Consider the following 15,634-nt stretch of genomic DNA (forward strand, 5'->3'; position numbering starts at 1 on the left):
GCCGGTCCGGTTCCTGGGTGGATTACGTCTTTAGTGAATGACGAAGAAGTCGTTCGGGTTGTTGTGAACTTCGTCGGCCGAAACGCCCTTCAGCATGATGCTGTCGCCGTTGCCGAGATCGATGACGGCGTTGCCGCCCATGTCGGTGACGCGGGCCGCCAGATCGGAGGCGTCGTTGATCTCCAGGCCGTTGATGTTGCGCTCGATCTGGAGGATGTCCTCGCCGGCGCGGAAGTCGAGAACGACGTCCTGGCCGCCGCCGCCCGAGAAGACGAAGATGTCGTTCCCGGCGCCGCCGACGAGGATGTCGTTGCCCGCACCGCCTTCCAGGATGTCGTTGCCCGCACCGCCATCCAGGTAGTCGTCGCCCTCGCCACCCTTGAGGATGTCGTCGCCGGTGCCGCCCATCAGGATGTCGTTGCCCGCACCGCCATCCAGGTAGTCGTTGTGGCCGCCGCCCATCAGGACGTCGTCGCCGTTGCCGCCGCGCAGAATGTCGGCGCCGTCGCCGCCGCTCAGGACATCGTCGCCGTTGCCGCCGTCGAGGATGTCGTTGCCGCGGCCGCCGATCAGCACGTCGTCGCCGTTGCCGCCGGACAGGTAATCGTCGCCGTCCCCGCCATCCAGCGTGTCGTTGCCGTTGCCGCCGTCCAGGACGTCGGCCCCGCTGCCGCCGCTCAGCAGATCGTCGCCGTTGCCGCCGAACAGGGCGTCGCGGCCGTCGCCGCCCAGGATGGTGTCGTGGCCGTTGCCACCCATCAGGATGTCATCGCCCTTACCGCCGTCGATGAAGTCGTTGCCGTTGGTGCCGGTGATGACGTCGTCATAGTTGCCGCCAGGAAGGGTGGCCATGAATCATACTCCTTAACGATGGGATTCGGTGGGGTGGGGGATTTCCTACCCCGAAATGGCGAGGTACCACTAAGCCTTTACCCAAATACCGTTCGGCATGGCTGTGACAAACATAAGGTCAAACCCAGGCAAATCTTGAGTTCATAGAGTCAAAACACAATAATCATCAACGTTCATTACGTCATTGCTGTCACCTTGGCTTCAAAGCCCTTCGAAAATCTAAACATCTAATTTTGGACGTGGCGCTTGATGAGGGTTTTTAGGACCCCAATTCAAGGCGACGACTCATGGTTAATGGAAGATTTTGAATTGTTCGTCCATAATACTTTCAAAGTTGCCGGGAAGAGGTTTTGTCGAATTTCGACGAAATGCCGTGAAATGACCCGCAAGTCCTATGCGTTTGGCTTAGGATTATGCCGTTGATCATTGCCCAATGGTGGCGCTGCCCGATGCTGCGGCGCATTCAAAACCACGACCTTTTTAAAAATTCGCGGGCGAAGGGGGAGGATTTTAAAAGCCGGAATTTGAAAGCGGCGGCTGCGCCGCGTGGCCCGGTTGCGGCGACGGGCGTCCGGAAAACACGCCTGGGGCCCGCCCGGCCGGGCGCTCCGACGGGTCCGGAGCGCTCCGGCGGTCCGCCGCGGTCGGGCCGAAGGCTGCCGGATGGCCGTCACCGATGCCCTTGGGAGGGGCCAAAATTTTTGTCTTGCGTTGCTGTCCGGCGTCCGGGCCGGTTCAGACTTTGCCTGTTTCCGCGGCGTCCAGGGCGACCCGCGCCAACTGCATCAGCTTGTCGTCGACCGCCGCCCGGTCATAGCCGGGGCTGTCGGCCAGCGAATCGCGCAGGCGCATGGCGATGAACTCGCCGGTGTGGTGCTTGTCGTAGAGATGGACGTCGCCGATGGCGTCGGCGACGCGCTTCAGGGTGTTCCGGTCCCACTGTGTGGTCATGCTCGCACGGTCCTTTCTTTGCCTGCTGGCCTTTTCTTGCCTGCTGGGCAACGGAGGAGCGTGCGAAATGATCCGGTGCGGGGCCGCCGCGGTCAGTTCTCGCGGAAGGCGCGGTTCATGCCGTCGGTCAGCGGCGTCAGGAAATACTCGATGGCCTTCCGGGTGTGCCCGTGGATCATCACCTCGGTCGGCATGCCGGGATGCAAATCCACGTTCGGCAGGGCCTTCAGCGCCGCGGCGTCGAGGCTGATCCGGGCGAGGAAATAGGCCTGCCCGGTGCGCTCGTCCTCGAGCTGGTCGGCGGAGAGGGTCAGCACCTTCCCCTGGACCGGCGGCACCAGCCGCTGGCGGTAGCCGACCAGCCGCACCATCGAACTGCCGCCCACGTCGATGTTCTGCACGTCGGCGGGGGAGACGCGGGCCTCGACGATCAGCCCGTCGTCCTGCGGGACGATGTCGAGGATGCCCTGGCCCGCCGGGATGACGCCGCCCGGCGTGTAGAAGCGCAGGTTGGTGACCCGGCCCGCCTGGGGGGAGACGAGTTCCTGGCGCTTCAGCACGTCGCCGGCGCTGCGCAGCCGCTCCGACAGGTCGGAGACGGTGGCCTGGATGGTCTGAAGCTCGTTCCCGACCTCCGACCGGCGGGTGTTGCCGAGGTTGATGATCTCCAGCTCCGCGGCGGCGATGCCCTGCTCGGCCTTCGACTTGTCGGCCTGGATCTCGCCCAGCCGGCCCTTGGTGTCGGCGACGTTGCGCTGAAGCTCCAGCATGCGCGGCTTGCGCTCGTAGCCCTTGGCGAGCAGCGTCTCGACGATCCGCAGCTCGTCCTGGGTGTAGCGCAGCCGGTCGTTGGCGGCGACGCGCTGCGAATCGAGCGCCACCAGCTCGTCGCGGAGCTGGCCGATGCGCTTGCGCTGGATGGAGATCTGCCCCTCATAGGCGTCGCGCCGCGATTCGAACAGGCGCTGTTCGGCGGCCAACGCCTCGGCGGCGACCGAGCTGGTCTTGGCGGCGGCCACCAGTTCGTCGGCGTAGACCGGGGCCTTGGCGTCGGTCTGCTCGGCCCGCAGCCGGGCGAGGCGGGCCAGCGAGGTCCAGTATTGCCCGTGAAGCTGGGCGACCACCGCGCCGCTCTGCGTGGTGTCGAGCCGCAGCAGGACCTGCCCGGCCGTCACCATGTCGCCGTCCTTGACCAGCAGTTCGCTGAGGATGCCGCCCTCCAGGTGGGAGAGGGTCTTGCGGTGGCTTTCCACCATGATGGTGCCGGGCGCGATGGCCGCGCTGTCCAGGCTGGCGGTGAAGGCCCAGCCGAAGAAGCCGCCGAAGCCGATGGCGACGGCCAGAGCCCCGGCCAGCGCGGTGCCGCGCAGCGTCGGTTCGTGCGGCGTCACGTCGATGACCGGTGACCAGGCGGCGGTGAGAGAGGATGGTGCGTTCGCGGGCTGGGAAAGCGTCGTGTCGGTCATGCGGATTCTCCCGTCCGGACCAGCCGGGCCACCTTCACGGCGCCGCCGGGCTGGACCATCTTCAGCACGTCGGTGCGTTCGCCGAAATGCTCGACCATGCCGTCCTTGAGGACGAGCAGCTTGTCGGCGACCGACACGATGGAGGGGCGATGCGCGACCATCACGATGGTGGCGCCGTCGCGCCGCGCGTGGTTGATCGCGGTCAGCAGCGCCTGCTCGCCCTCATGGTCGAGGTTGGAGTTCGGCTCGTCCAGCACGATCAGGCGGGGCTTGCCGAACAGTGCGCGGGCCAGCGCGATGCGCTGCCGCTGGCCGCCGGACAGGGCGAAGGCGTTCTCGCCGACCGGCGTGTCGTAGCCGAAGGGCAGGCGCCCGATCATGTCGTGGACGCCGGCCAGCCGGGCGGCGCGCACGATCTCGGCCGGGTCGGCCTGGGCCATGCGGGCGATGTTCTCGCCGATGGTGCCGTCGAGCAGGGCGACCGACTGCGGCACATAGCCGACATACTGGCCGAAGCTCTCGCGCTCCCAGAGGAAGGTGCTGGTGCCGTCCAGGTAGATGCCGCCGGCGGTGGGCTCCCAGATGCCGACGAGCAGGCGGGCGAGGGTCGATTTGCCGGCGCCCGACGGGCCGATGATGCCCAGCACTTCCCCCGGCTCCAGCGCGAAGGAGACGCCGCGCAGAACCGGGCGCTGCAGGCCCTTCGGCACGTGGCTGACGCGGTCGACGGCCAGCCGCCCGTCGGGGCGGGGCAGCGGCATGGTGCTGCGCCGCGCGCCCTCGCCGTTCAGAAGCTCGCGGATTCGCTTGTGGGCGGTCTGGGCGACGACCCACTGCCGCCAGTTCTCCACCAGATGCTCGAAGGGCTGGAGCAGGCGGGCCATGATGATGCCGGTGGCAATCATGCTGCCCGGCGACGCCTCGTTCCGGATGACCAGGGCGGCGCCCGCGGAGATGGTGGCGATCTGCAGGATCAGGCGCAGCGAGCGGGAGGCCGAGGCCATGCCGCGCGACAGCACCACGCCGCGGTCGATCAGCGAGGCGGAGCCGATCTGCGCCATCTGCCAGCGCCGGGCCAGCGGCGGCAGCATGCCCATGGCCTCGATGGCCTCGGCGTGGCGGACGGTGCTGGCGACGTCGGCGAAAACCTTGGCCGAGGCCTCGTTCGCCTCGGCGATGGGGCGGCGGGTCAGCGCGTCGGTCAGCGCGTTCATGGTCAGCAGCAGCAGCGCCGACCCCACCGCGATCCAGCCGTAGATCGGGTGCAGGATGAACAGGATGACCAGGAAGATCGGCGTCCACAGCAGGTCCAGCGGCACCACCACGGCGTTGCTGGTCATGAAATTGCGCAGGTCGTTCAGGTCGCGCATCGTCTGGCCGGCGTTGCGCGTCCCGCCGCCCAGCGCGTCCACGATGGCCGCCTGCAGCGCCGGCACGTTGAAGCGGTGCGCGATGACCGCCCCGCAGACCAGGAAGGCGCGCGCTCGGATGAAGTCCAGCACGCCGTACAGCACCAGCCCGCCCACGGAGATCACCGCGAGCATCGTCAGCGTCTCCAGGCTGCGGCTGCTCATCACGCGGTCGTAGACCTGCATCGTGTAGAGCGGCACCACCAGCATCAGGATGTTGACGAAGAAGGTGAGCGCGCCGGCCAGCAGCAGGCCGCGCCCAATCTTCCGGTAGGCTTGGGTCAGCAGGGTCCGATCCATACCGCTCATGCCAGTTCCTTTTCTTGCGTCCCGCGTTCCGGCCGCGTTCCGGAGTCCCGCGTTCTCAGGTTTTGGGACGGGCCATGAAGCCGGTCATGCAAAGGGCTTCATGGTTAATGAAGTGTTGAAGCGCGGCCATGCCGCATGAACTCCTTTTGAGACGAAGTCCGGACAAAGGCCGCCCATTGCGGGGAGTCTGCCGCGCGCCATTTCCGCTTACGTCCGGCGCTGCGCTGCGGCGTGTGACAAGTTTGAGCCCTTACCCCGTCCGGCGCCGATCGAAAGGGGTATTTGCAGCGCTGTAAAATGTTGTTCCAAAACATTTTTCTGATGAGGCTCTGCGCCTTCCCCGGTGCTCGTGTCTCTTTTTCGTCAACTGGCCTTCCGCCTGAATTGACGGCATGGTGCATCGCGGAACTCTTGCACTTGCCACCGGGGGATGTACGATCCTTTGATGCCGGCGGGTGCCTGGACTGACGAATATTTCTCAAATCCAAGGAATATTTACGATGAACACGCCCCAGACCGTACTCGTGACCGGCGGTGCCGGCTATGTCGGCAGTCACTGCGTGGCCGAACTGCTCGACCGCGGCTTCCGGGTCGTCGTGCTCGACAACCTGCGCCAGGGCCACCGCGCCGCCGTGCCGTCCGACGCCGCCTTCGTGGAGGCCGACCTCGCCGACACCGACGCGCTGACCCGCGTCTTCGCCGAATGGCGCTTCGACGCGGTGTTCCATTTCGCCGCTCTGTCGCTGGTCGGTGAATCGATGCGCGACCCGCACCTCTATCTGCACGGCAACACCGTCAACTCGCTGAACCTGATCCGCGCGGCGACCACGGCCGGCGTGCGCAAGATGGTCTTCTCCTCGACCGCCAACCTGTTCGGCACGCCGGAGCGCCTGCCGATCGACGAGGACACCACCATCGACCCCGGCAGCCCCTACGGCGAATCCAAGTTCTTCATCGAGCGCGCGCTGCACTGGGCGGACCGCTGCCATGGCCTGCGCTCCGCCTGCCTGCGCTACTTCAACGCCGCCGGCGCACACCCGAACGGCACGCTGGGCGAGGATCATGCCCCGGAAACCCATCTGATCCCGCTGGTGCTGGACGCGGCCAGCGGCCGGCGTTCGCACATCGAGATCTTCGGCGACGACTACCCGACGCCGGACGGCACCTGCGTGCGCGACTACATCCATGTCTGCGATCTCGCCGACGCGCATCTGCGGGTGCTGCCGGCGCTGGAGACGCGCAGCGTCCGCTTCAACCTGGGCAACGGCACGGGCTACAGCGTCCGCGAGGTGATCCAGGCGACGGAGCGCGTCACCGGCCTGACGGTCCCGGTCAAGGTCGGGCCGCGCCGCGCCGGCGATCCGGCGGTGCTGATCGCCTCGTCGGAGCGCATCCGGGGCGAGCTGGGCTGGTCCCCGCGCTTCCCCGATCTGGACAGCATCATCGGCAGCGCGTGGGAATGGCGCCGCCGCCATCCGGGCGGCTACCGCGGCCCGGCCGTGGCGCAGGCCGCCGAGTGACGGAGAGACGAGGAATGAGCACGCAGCGCCGGGCGGGCGCCGACGCCAAGCCGGCCGAAGCCAGGTCGGACGCCGTCGATGCGGCGGAACTGGCCGAGTATCACGGGCTCGCCCGGTTGATCGAACGGATGCACCGCCGGTTCCTCGACGTCGTGCGGGCCGGTCTGCTCCGGCAGGGGATCGACGACATCGGGCCGGTCCAGGCGCTGATGGTCATGCTGATCGGCGACGACGAGCCGTCGGTCCGCGACCTGATGGAGCGTGGCTATTACCTGGGGTCCAACGCCTCCTACAGCCTGAAGATCCTGGTTGAGGCCGGCTACATCGACCGCGGCGCCAGTCAGCGCGATCGCCGCACGGCCCGGCTGCGCCTGACCGACAAGGGCCGGACGCTGCGCGACGATCTGTTCAAGCTGGAGCAGGTGCAGGCCACGGCGCTGGTCCGCAACGAGGCGGAGGCGGCCGACCTGAAGGCCGCCTACCGCACGCTTCGCCGGCTCGACCGCATCTGGGGCGACATGGTCCGCTACGCCGGCCAGGGACTCGATTGAGTGGCTCGATTGATCCGCCTTATGCTTCTCCCACCCGCAGGCATCCGCACATGAGCGATTCATCCCTGTCCATCCGCGACGTCGAGCGCCTGCTCGACTCCTCGTCGGCGGAGGCCCGCATCGACACGATGCAGAAGCTGGCCGGCGATCTGGAGAAAGGCGGCTTGACCGACGCCGAACGGTCGCTGGCCCTGGAGGTCATGCACTGTTTCGCCGCCGACGCCCAGGTCGCGGTGCGCGAGGCGGTGGCCTGGCAGATCCGCAACAACGCCATGCTGACCTCGGAGTTGGCCGAGCGGTTGGTGAGGGACGTGGCCCGCGTGGCCTTCCCGATCCTGCGCGACGCCGGAAGCCTCAGCGACGAGCTGCTGCTCGACGTGCTGGCCGACCCCGACGCCGGCAAGCACATGGCCGTCGCCAACCGCCACACCGTGTCGGCGCGGGTGGCCGGAGCCGTCGTCGAGACCGGCAACGTCGCGGTGGTGACCGCCCTGCTGCGCAACCCCGGCGCGGAACTGGCCGAGCCGGCGCTGCACCGGGCCTTGGACCGCTTCGGCCGGGTGCGCATGGTCAGCGAGGCCGCGGCGACCCGCCCCGGCCTGCCGCTGGCCGTGGTGGAGCGGCTGATCGCCTTCGTGTCCGACGCGATGCGCGCCACGCTGGCCCACAGCCATGGCCTGTCCAAGGATCTGGTGGACCGGCTGGCCAACCGCGGGCGCGAGTCGGCGACGCTGCGGCTGCTGCGCCCGGCGCTGCGCGGCGACGAGGATGTGGAGGCGGTGGCCCGCTGGCTGCACGCCAACGGGCGCTTCACCGCGGCGCTGCTGTTCCGCGTGCTGTGCGCGGGCGATGTGGCGCTGTTCGCGGCGGGGCTCGGGGCGAAGGCGGGCATCCCGGCGGAGAACGCCCGCAGGCTGGCCTGGGACGACGGGGCGCTGGGGTTGCGGGCGGTGCTGAAGAAGGCGTCGGTCGCGCCGGTGCTGGTGCCGCCCTTCCAGGTGGCGATCGCCACCGCCAAGCGCATGGGCTACGAGGGCAGCGACAACCGCCGCGACGATTTCCAGGCGGAGGTCATGGCCGACCTGTTCGCCGCCCTGACCCCGACGAACGAGTGGGTGGTGGACGAGCTGCTGGTGCAGTTGTTCGACGGCGCGTCGGACGAGGTGATCGACCGCGCGCTGGATCAGGCGGGCTTGCCCTTCGCGCCGGTGCGCGGGACGGGGACGTAACTTGCGGGTGGGGCGACGCTTGCCCCCTCCCTAACCCTCCCCCGCTTCGCAGGGGAGGGGATTGGTCTCCCTCTCCTGCGAAGCGGGGGAGGGAAGGGGCCCGCGGCGAAGCCGTGGGAAGGGTGGGGGCAACGCGCCTACACTCCCTCCGGCACCAGCACCTTCCCGCAAATGTCCCGCGCCTTCTCGAACCGGTCCGGCGCGGCGGAGCGGGCCAGCAGCCCCTCCCCGAAAATGAACGAGTAGAACAGATAGGCCCGCGCGAAGGCGTCGTCGGAGTCCAGCCCCAGGCCGGCGAACAGGTCCGACACGCAGCGCAGGCGTTCGCGGTCGACCTCGGCCACGATCTCGGACGCGCGGGGATCGCGGCGCGCCCAGTCGCGCATCGCCAGTTCGATGGCGATGCCGCGCGGGTTGCTGCTGCCGCCGTAGAGCGACAGCACGTAGCGCAACCCCTCGGCGGGCGTGCGGCCGTCTAGACGGGTCTGCGCCTTGATCGCCTCGATGCGGCCGGTCTTCCAGCCCTCCAGCATCGCCTCCACCAACTCCATCCGGTCGCGGAAATGCCAGTAGAAGCTGCCCTTGGTCACCTTCAGCCGCTTGGCCAGAAGCTCGACCCGCACCTGCTCGACGCCGCCCTCCGCCAGGGCGGAGAAGGCGGCGGACAGCCAGGATTCGCGGTTCAGCGTCTTCGCTTCCATCGGCAACACTCCGGAGACCATACGGCAGCGTATCGATTCGCCGATGGCCTGTCCACAACCCGCCGGGCGGAACGAGCGCCGAACCTTATACGGATTTGACCGGAGAGGAAAAGCCGGGCGCGCCTCAGCGCGCCTTTGCCGCGGTGAACAGGTCCTTGTGGGCGTCGCGCAGCAGGTTCTTCTGCACCTTGCCCATGGCGTTGCGCGGCAGCTCGTCCATGAAGAAGACGCGCTTGGGCACCTTGAAGTTGGCGAGCTGCTCCTTGCAGACGGCGATCACCGCCGCCTCGTCCGGTGCGGCGCCGCCGGGCTTGCGCAGGACGACGGCGGTCACCGCCTCGCCGAAGTCGGGGTGCGGCACGCCGACCACCGCCGATTCGACGACGCCATCGATGCCGTCGATCACCGTCTCGACCTCCTTCGGGTAGACGTTGAAGCCGCCGGAGATGATGAGGTCCTTGGCACGCCCGACGATGTGGACGTAGCCGCGCCCGTCCACCTTGCCAACGTCGCCGGTGATGAAGAAGCCGTCCGGCTTGATTTCCTGCTTCGTCTTCTCGGGCATCCGCCAATAGCCGGAAAAGACGTTCGGCCCGGCCACCTCGATGATGCCGATCTCGTCGGTGCCGAGGCTGGCGCCGGTCTCCGGGTCGACCACGCGCACGGAGACCTCCGGCAGCGGGAAGCCGACCGTGCCGGGGATGCGGTCGCCGTCCAGCGGGTTGGAGGTCAGCATGCCGGTTTCCGTCATGCCGTAGCGCTCCAGGATGGCGTGGCCGGTGCGGGTGGAGAACTCCTTGTGCGTGTCGGCGAGCAGCGGCGCCGAGCCGGAGACGAACAGCCGCATGTGCGCCGTCGCCTCGCGCGTCAGGCCGGGATGGGCGAGCAGGCGGGTGTAGAAGGTCGGCACACCCATCATCATCGTGGCGCGCGGCAGCAGCCCCATCACCTGCTCGGCGTCGAACTTCGGCAGGAACAGCATGGAGGAGCCGTTCAGCAGCACGCAGTTGGTCGCCACGAATAGGCCGTGCGTGTGGAAGATCGGCAGGGCGTGCAGCAGCACGTCGTCCGGCTGAAAGCCCCAGTATGTGTGCAGTGTCAGCGCGTTGGAGCCGAGGTTGCGGTGGCTCATCATCGCGCCCTTCGACCGCCCGGTGGTGCCGGAGGTGTAGAGGATCGCGGCGAGGTCGTCGGGCTCGGCCGGGACGGTCGCGAAGTCCGTACCCTTGCCGGCGGCCTGCTCCGGCAGCGTGCCCTCGCCATGGGTGCCGAGCGTCAGCAGATGGGCGACCTTGGCCTTGTCGGCGACATCGCGCAGCGCGTCGGCGGATTCGGGGCGGGCGACGAAGACGTGCGGCTCGGCATCGGTCAGGAAATACTCGACCTCCGCCTTCGTGTAGGCCGGGTTCAGCGGCAGGAAGACGCCGCCCGCCCGCACGGTGGCGAGGTAGAGGATGATGTTCTCGACCGACTTCTCCACCTGCACGGCGACCCGGTCGCCCTTCTTCAGGCCGAGGTCGGCGAGCAGGTTGGCGTAGCGGCCGGTCAGCGCTTCAAGGTCGCCATAGGTGACGGTGCGCGCCTTGTCGGTGCCGGGCTCGGTCTCGGCGAAGGGGCGGCTGCGGTCCGCCGGAAAGCGGGAACGGAACAGCTCGAACAGGTTGCCACCCACGTCGGACATTGTGATTCCCTCCATGCACCCGGTGATCCGGTGCCCAGGATTTAGCACAGGCACCTGCTGTCGGCCACATCTTTGTATACGGAAGACCGGGTTATTGTATTTCGTTTCCGCCCATGATGGACACGAACTCGGTGAAGATGTCGATCTGGATGGTCACATGCCGCCGCATGGCGGCGTAGGCGGCCTCCGGCTCGCCGGCCAGGATCGCCTCCACCACGTCGTCATGCTCCGTGAAGCTGTCCTTGACGCGGTTGGGATGGTTGAGCTGGTAGCGGCGGTAGGGGGCCAGCCGGGCGAACAGGCCGCGCGCGATTTCCTGCAGCGGCTCGTTGTGGCTGCCGGCCTGGACCGCCTCGTGGAAGGAGCGGTTGACCGCGTAGTAGGCGTCCAGCTCCCGCGCCTCCATATGCGCCTTCGATGTGTCGTGCAGGCGCTTCAGGGCCTGCTTCTCCTCCTCCGACATGCGGCGGGCGGCGAAGCGGGCGCACAGCCCCTCGATTTCCGACATCACTTCGAACATCTGCACCATGCGGTGCAGCTTCAGCGGCGCCACCACCGCCCCCTGTCGCGGCTGCTTCTCCACCAGCCCGGCATGGACGAGCTGCAGGATCGCCTCGCGGATCGGGGTGCGGGAGATGTTGAAGCGCTGGGCAAGACTTTCCTCGTCCAGCCGCGTTCCGGGGCGCAGCCGGCCCAGGAAGATGTCCTCCTCGATGGCGAGCCGCACCTCGTCGGCGCGGGTGGCACCCTTGTCTGCGGCCTTATTGGCGGCAATCCGGTCGCTCATCCCGAGCGTGTCCCCTTCCTCGTCCGCGGCCTTCCGCCGCTCCTGTCTCTGTATACAAGAGATGGACAGCGCGTATCCAGCATGATAGTCCTTCCATCCAACAATGAGAACCGGAGATCCGCCTTGGACTCCGGGCCACTGCGGTTCTGGGGAGGATGCGCATGGATTTTGCGCTTTCGGAGGAGCAGCAGGCGTTCCGCGACACGGCGCGCGACTTCGCGCAGCAGGAAATGGCGCCGAACGCCGCGCACTGGGATGAGAACAGCGTCTTTCCCGTCGACACCCTGAGGCAGGCCGCCGCCCTCGGCTTCGCCGGCATCTATGTGGGGGAGGAGTTCGGCGGCTCCGGACTCGGGCGGCTGGACGCGGCGCTGATCTTCGAGGAGTTGTCGGCGGCCTGCCCGTCCACAGCGGCCTACATCTCCATCCACAACATGGCCTCCTGGATGATCGACCGCTTCGGCAATCCGGGGCAGCGCGAGCGCTTCCTGCCCAAGCTGACGAGCATGGAGCATTTCGCCAGCTATTGCCTGACCGAGCCGGGGGCAGGGTCCGACGCCGCCTCCCTGCGCACGCGGGCGGAGCGGGACGGCGACCATTACGTGCTGAACGGATCGAAGGCCTTCATCTCCGGCGGCGGCACGTCGGACGTCTATGTCTGCATGGTCCGCACCGGCGAGCCCGGCCCCAAGGGCATCTCCTGCATCGTCGTGGAGAAGGGCACGTCCGGCCTGTCCTTCGGCAAGCAGGAGCACAAGCTCGGCTGGAAAAGCCAGCCGACGTCGGCGGTCATCTTCGAGAACTGCCGCGTCCCCGTCGCCAACCGCATCGGCGAAGAGGGGGAGGGCTTCCGCATCGCCATGAAGGGGCTGGACGGCGGCCGCCTGAACATCGCCGCCTGCTCTGTCGGCGGGGCGCGCTTCTGCCTGGAACAGGCCATTGCCTACACCACGGAGCGCAAGCAGTTCGGCAAGCCGCTAAACGCCTTCCAGGCCTTGCAGTTCAAGCTGGCCGACATGGCGACGGAGTTGGACGCCGCCCGGCTGATGCTGCACCGCGCCGCCGCCAGCCTCGACGCTGGATCGCCGGAGGCGACGGCCCATTGCGCCATGGCCAAGCGCTTCGCCACCGACGCGGGGTTCCAGGTGGTGAACGAGGCGCTGCAGCTTCACGGTGGGTATGGCTACATCAAGGAGTACCCGATCGAGCGGATTTTCCGCGACCTGCGGGTTCACCAGATTCTCGAAGGCACCAACGAAATCATGCGCGTCATCATCGCCCGCCATCTGACCGGCGGCTGACGGCGGCACAACAAACAACGTCACAGTAAGACGAGGGGAAACGCTATGGCGACGATCGCCTTTATCGGGCTGGGCAACATGGGTGCGCCGATGATGCGCAACCTGCTGAAGGCCGGCCACACCGTCCTGGCCTTCGACCTGTCGGAAGCCGCCTGCACCGCCGCGCGCGACGCCGGCGCCACCATCGCCACCGGCCCCGGCGCGGCGGCGGGGGAGGCCGAGGTGGTCGTGACCATGCTGCCCGCCGGCAAGCATGTGCGTGAGGTCTACACGGCGCCGGACGGCATCATCGCCAAGGCCAAGCCGGGCAGCCTGTTCATCGACAGCTCCACGGTCGATGTTGAGAGCGCCCGCGCCGTCGCCGCGGCGGCGGAAGCGGCGGGCCACGCCATGGTCGACGCGCCGGTGTCCGGCGGCGTCGGCGGGGCCGAGGCGGCGACGCTGACCTTCATGGTCGGCGGCAGCGACACCGCCTTCCGCCGCGCCGAGCCGATCCTGTCGGCCATGGGCAAGGCCATCGTGCACACCGGCGGGCCGGGCAACGGCCAAGCCGCGAAGATCTGCAACAACATGATCCTCGGCATCTCGATGCTCGGCGTGTCGGAAGCCTTCGCGCTCGCCGAGAAGCTGGGGCTGGAGTCGCAGAAGCTGTTCGACGTGGCGTCCAAGTCGTCAGGCCAGTGCTGGTCGCTGACCAGCTACTGCCCGGTGCCGGGTCCGGTCCCGACCTCGCCGGCCAACCGCGACTACCAGCCGGGCTTCGCCGCGGCGCTGATGCTGAAGGACCTGAAGCTGGCGGTCGAGGCCGGGCAGAGCACCGGCAGCCCGCTGCCGCTCGGCGGCGAGGCCGCGCAGATGTACGCGCTGTTCTGCAACGCCGGTTTCGGAGGCCAGGACTTCTCGGGCATCGTCAATCTGCTGCGCGGGAAGCCGTAAGGGCGGTCACGGTGCCCCCTCCCTAACCCTCCCCCGCCATTGGCGAGGGAGGGAATTTTCTCCCTCTTCCGCGAAAGCGGGGGAGGGCCGGGGAGGGGGCAAGCGCCTCCCCCTCAATCCGCCTGCTGCATGACGATGGCGTCCGACGCCCGGCCGCGGAAATGGATGTTGCCGTCGCCGTCCAGGAACGCCCAGTCGCCGGTCAGGTAGTAGCGGCGACCATGGCGGAAGCGGGCGGCGGTGCGTCCCGGATCGTTGGCGTAGGCGTCGAACCAGAAGAGCGGCGAGGACTCCACGTCGATGGCGATCTCGCCCGCGCCGCCGACCGGCGCTTCGCGGCCCTGCGGGTCGAGGATGACCACGCGGAAGCCCGGCAGGGGCCGCCCCAGCGAGGAATCGGCGGTGCGGTCGGCGTGGCCGGGGTCGTAGCGGTTCATCATGAAGATGCCGGTCTCGCGCTGCCCGTACTGGTCGAGCAGGGGGACGCTGACCACCCGGTTGGCCCAGCCGATCAGTTCCGGCGGCAGCGGTTCGCCGACCACCGACAGGATGCGCAGCGCCAGCTTGTGCGGGCCGCCCTCCGGGTCGGCGCTGTGCCAGGCGCGGATCTGCGAGGGCGCACAGGTCAGGTTGGTGACGCCGAACTTCGTCAGCATGCGGTAGCCCTGCCGCACGTCGTACGGGCCGTCGCAGAAGATCGTCGTGCGCCCGAGCAGCAGCGGCCCGACCAGCCCGTAATAGGCGCCGTAGGCCCAGCCGGGATCGGCCATGTTCCAATAGATGTCGTCGTCGCGCAGGTCGAGGCCGATTCGCATGTACTGCTCGATCCCGGCCAGCGCCATCACGGGCAGCGAGACGCCGAGCGGCTTCGGCTCCGCCTCGGAGGTGTAGATCAGCGCGAAGGCGTCGCGGTCGGCGTAGCGGGCGATGTCGGGCAAGGGGACCGATTCATGAAGGGCCGACCAGAAGGGCACCGCGTCGGCGCCGGGGCCGAAGGCCTCGTCGCCCTCCACCATCACCACGGGGCGGCTGTTGTCGCGCGGGATCTTGCGGCGCAGGAAACCGGTGGTGACGATCGCCCGCGCCTCGCTGTCGGCCAGCCGGTAGGCGACCGCGGCGGCGGAATAGGTGGTGAAAAGCGGCATGTAGACGCCGCCCAACCGCCAGATCGCCAGCGCGGCAATCAGCAGCTCCGCGCCCTTGGGAAGCAGCACCGCCACGCGGTCGCCGCGCCCAACGCCGAGGCCGCGCAGCACCGCGGCGAAGCGCGCCGAATCGCGGGCCAGCCGGGCGAAGCTCAGTTCCGTCGTCTGGCCGGCCACGCTCTCGTGCAGCAGGGCGGCGCGGGCGCCGTCGGCGCGGGCGTGGCGGTCGCACAGCAGATCGGCGAGCGGAATCGCGTCACCTTGATAGTCCGGCCGCAGGAAGGCGGTCGGCTGAACAGTGGCCGGACCGGGCGCTGCCGCTTCGCCTCCAGGGCGGTGGCGGGCGGCGGCGATGCGACCCAGCGAATCCAGCTCCGGCCCCAGATGATAGCGGCGGCTGCGCGGGTCCTGGTCGATGAAACGCTCCCGCGCCAGCGCGGTCAGCAGCCGGTGCGCGGTCGCCTTGGACAGGGCGGTGTCGCCCATCAGGTCGGCCAGACGCGCGCCCTCCGCCCCGTGCGAGGCGACGGCGCGCAGCAGGGCCAGCGCGCGCTCCAGGCTTTGCGTGCCGCCGGACGCACCAGCGGGGGCGGCTTCGGTGTCGGAATCAGGCCGGGTCATGATGGGGTCCATATTATGGACCTTCGGGCCCGATGTCGCTGCAAAAAACATGCATACACGGAATGTCCGTGTTGAAAACGGTGCGCATCACAGGCTATAGTTCAGACGTTGCACAAAGGACGGTCCACAATATGGACCAGTTCGCTAGGCCAACGATCCAGCGAACGATAAAAAA

At 68.2% G+C, this 15,634-nt stretch carries 12 protein-coding genes and 1 pseudogene; 5 read left to right on the plus strand and 8 right to left on the minus strand.

All coding sequences use genetic code 11. The annotated features are described in order from the left end of the window. Nucleotides 1-30 precede the first annotated feature (30 nt). From FBZ83_RS20415 to FBZ83_RS20430, 4 genes are all read right to left on the minus strand, one after another. Nucleotides 31-852 (minus strand): calcium-binding protein, encoded by an 822-nt coding sequence (locus FBZ83_RS20415; RefSeq protein WP_145687538.1) that lies wholly within the window; start codon nucleotides 850-852, stop codon nucleotides 31-33. A 735-nt stretch (nucleotides 853-1,587) separates the two neighbouring features. Then, entirely contained in the window at nucleotides 1,588-1,803 is a 216-nt protein-coding gene (locus FBZ83_RS20420; protein ID WP_145687546.1) for a hypothetical protein, read from the minus strand. 92 nt (nucleotides 1,804-1,895) lie between these two features. Further along, a complete protein-coding gene (locus FBZ83_RS20425; RefSeq protein ID WP_145687554.1) occupies nucleotides 1,896-3,269 on the minus strand; it encodes an HlyD family type I secretion periplasmic adaptor subunit in 1,374 nt (457 codons plus the stop codon). After that, a complete protein-coding gene (locus FBZ83_RS20430) occupies nucleotides 3,266-4,987 on the minus strand; it encodes a type I secretion system permease/ATPase (RefSeq protein ID WP_145687562.1) in 1,722 nt (573 codons plus the stop codon). The genes FBZ83_RS20425 and FBZ83_RS20430 overlap by 4 nt, the downstream gene beginning before the upstream one ends. A gap of 500 nt (nucleotides 4,988-5,487) precedes the next feature. Here FBZ83_RS20430 and galE point away from each other — a divergent pair, with 500 nt between their 5' ends. The 3 genes from galE to FBZ83_RS20450 are packed head-to-tail and all read left to right on the plus strand — an operon-like array spanning nucleotide 5,488 to nucleotide 8,287. Continuing rightward, the gene (galE, locus tag FBZ83_RS20440) at nucleotides 5,488-6,507 is read left to right on the plus strand and encodes a UDP-glucose 4-epimerase GalE (RefSeq protein ID WP_145687579.1); all 1,020 of its coding nucleotides are present in this window, start codon (nucleotides 5,488-5,490) and stop codon (nucleotides 6,505-6,507) included. A 14-nt stretch (nucleotides 6,508-6,521) separates the two neighbouring features. Beyond that, nucleotides 6,522-7,058, plus strand: a complete 537-nt coding sequence (locus FBZ83_RS20445) for a MarR family winged helix-turn-helix transcriptional regulator (protein ID WP_145687586.1) — start codon at nucleotides 6,522-6,524, stop codon at nucleotides 7,056-7,058. Nucleotides 7,059-7,108: 50 nt separating this feature from the next. Then, nucleotides 7,109-8,287, plus strand: coding sequence for a DUF2336 domain-containing protein (locus tag FBZ83_RS20450; RefSeq protein WP_145687593.1), 1,179 nt, complete (start codon nucleotides 7,109-7,111; stop codon nucleotides 8,285-8,287). A 137-nt stretch (nucleotides 8,288-8,424) separates the two neighbouring features. Here FBZ83_RS20450 and FBZ83_RS20455 read toward each other — a convergent pair whose 3' ends face one another. The 3 genes from FBZ83_RS20455 to FBZ83_RS20465 all read right to left on the minus strand — a co-directional run bounded on the left by FBZ83_RS20455 (nucleotide 8,425) and on the right by FBZ83_RS20465 (nucleotide 11,456). Beyond that, nucleotides 8,425-8,988 (minus strand): TetR/AcrR family transcriptional regulator, encoded by a 564-nt coding sequence (locus tag FBZ83_RS20455; protein WP_145673395.1) that lies wholly within the window; start codon nucleotides 8,986-8,988, stop codon nucleotides 8,425-8,427. Nucleotides 8,989-9,112: 124 nt separating this feature from the next. After that, a complete protein-coding gene (locus tag FBZ83_RS20460; RefSeq protein WP_145687601.1) occupies nucleotides 9,113-10,669 on the minus strand; it encodes a malonate--CoA ligase in 1,557 nt (518 codons plus the stop codon). Between the two features lie 91 nt (nucleotides 10,670-10,760). After that, a complete protein-coding gene (locus FBZ83_RS20465) occupies nucleotides 10,761-11,456 on the minus strand; it encodes a GntR family transcriptional regulator (protein WP_145687609.1) in 696 nt (231 codons plus the stop codon). Nucleotides 11,457-11,617: 161 nt separating this feature from the next. Here FBZ83_RS20465 and FBZ83_RS20470 point away from each other — a divergent pair, with 161 nt between their 5' ends. Beyond that, a complete protein-coding gene (locus FBZ83_RS20470) occupies nucleotides 11,618-12,757 on the plus strand; it encodes an isobutyryl-CoA dehydrogenase (RefSeq protein ID WP_145687616.1) in 1,140 nt (379 codons plus the stop codon). 27 nt (nucleotides 12,758-12,784) lie between these two features. Further along, nucleotides 12,785-13,693, plus strand: a pseudogene (gene mmsB / locus FBZ83_RS20475) (3-hydroxyisobutyrate dehydrogenase); the annotation flags it as partial. A 113-nt stretch (nucleotides 13,694-13,806) separates the two neighbouring features. On the opposite strand, the gene FBZ83_RS20480 reads toward mmsB, so the two are convergent. Further along, the gene (locus tag FBZ83_RS20480) at nucleotides 13,807-15,459 is read right to left on the minus strand and encodes an AMP-binding protein (RefSeq protein ID WP_145687632.1); all 1,653 of its coding nucleotides are present in this window, start codon (nucleotides 15,457-15,459) and stop codon (nucleotides 13,807-13,809) included. Nucleotides 15,460-15,634: the final 175 nt, after the last annotated feature.

Source organism: Azospirillum brasilense, from assembly GCF_007827815.1.
In the GTDB taxonomy this organism is placed as follows: Bacteria; Pseudomonadota; Alphaproteobacteria; order Azospirillales; family Azospirillaceae; genus Azospirillum; species Azospirillum brasilense_C.

What these genes read in the sequence shown, in the direction of transcription:
- FBZ83_RS20445 (WP_145687586.1), top strand. Translation starts at nt 6,522, where the DNA reads ATGAGCACGCAGCGCCGGGCGGGCGCCGACGCCAAGCCGGCCGAAGCC.
- FBZ83_RS20415 (WP_145687538.1), bottom strand. Translation starts at nt 852, where the DNA reads ATGGCCACCCTTCCTGGCGGCAACTATGACGACGTCATCACCGGCACC.
- FBZ83_RS20455 (WP_145673395.1), bottom strand. Translation starts at nt 8,988, where the DNA reads ATGGAAGCGAAGACGCTGAACCGCGAATCCTGGCTGTCCGCCGCCTTC.
- FBZ83_RS20450 (WP_145687593.1), top strand. Translation starts at nt 7,109, where the DNA reads ATGAGCGATTCATCCCTGTCCATCCGCGACGTCGAGCGCCTGCTCGAC.
- FBZ83_RS20420 (WP_145687546.1), bottom strand. Translation starts at nt 1,803, where the DNA reads ATGACCACACAGTGGGACCGGAACACCCTGAAGCGCGTCGCCGACGCC.
- FBZ83_RS20425 (WP_145687554.1), bottom strand. Translation starts at nt 3,269, where the DNA reads ATGACCGACACGACGCTTTCCCAGCCCGCGAACGCACCATCCTCTCTC.
- FBZ83_RS20460 (WP_145687601.1), bottom strand. Translation starts at nt 10,669, where the DNA reads ATGTCCGACGTGGGTGGCAACCTGTTCGAGCTGTTCCGTTCCCGCTTT.
- FBZ83_RS20480 (WP_145687632.1), bottom strand. Translation starts at nt 15,459, where the DNA reads ATGACCCGGCCTGATTCCGACACCGAAGCCGCCCCCGCTGGTGCGTCC.
- FBZ83_RS20465 (WP_145687609.1), bottom strand. Translation starts at nt 11,456, where the DNA reads ATGAGCGACCGGATTGCCGCCAATAAGGCCGCAGACAAGGGTGCCACC.
- FBZ83_RS20470 (WP_145687616.1), top strand. Translation starts at nt 11,618, where the DNA reads ATGGATTTTGCGCTTTCGGAGGAGCAGCAGGCGTTCCGCGACACGGCG.
- galE (WP_145687579.1), top strand. Translation starts at nt 5,488, where the DNA reads ATGAACACGCCCCAGACCGTACTCGTGACCGGCGGTGCCGGCTATGTC.
- FBZ83_RS20430 (WP_145687562.1), bottom strand. Translation starts at nt 4,987, where the DNA reads ATGAGCGGTATGGATCGGACCCTGCTGACCCAAGCCTACCGGAAGATT.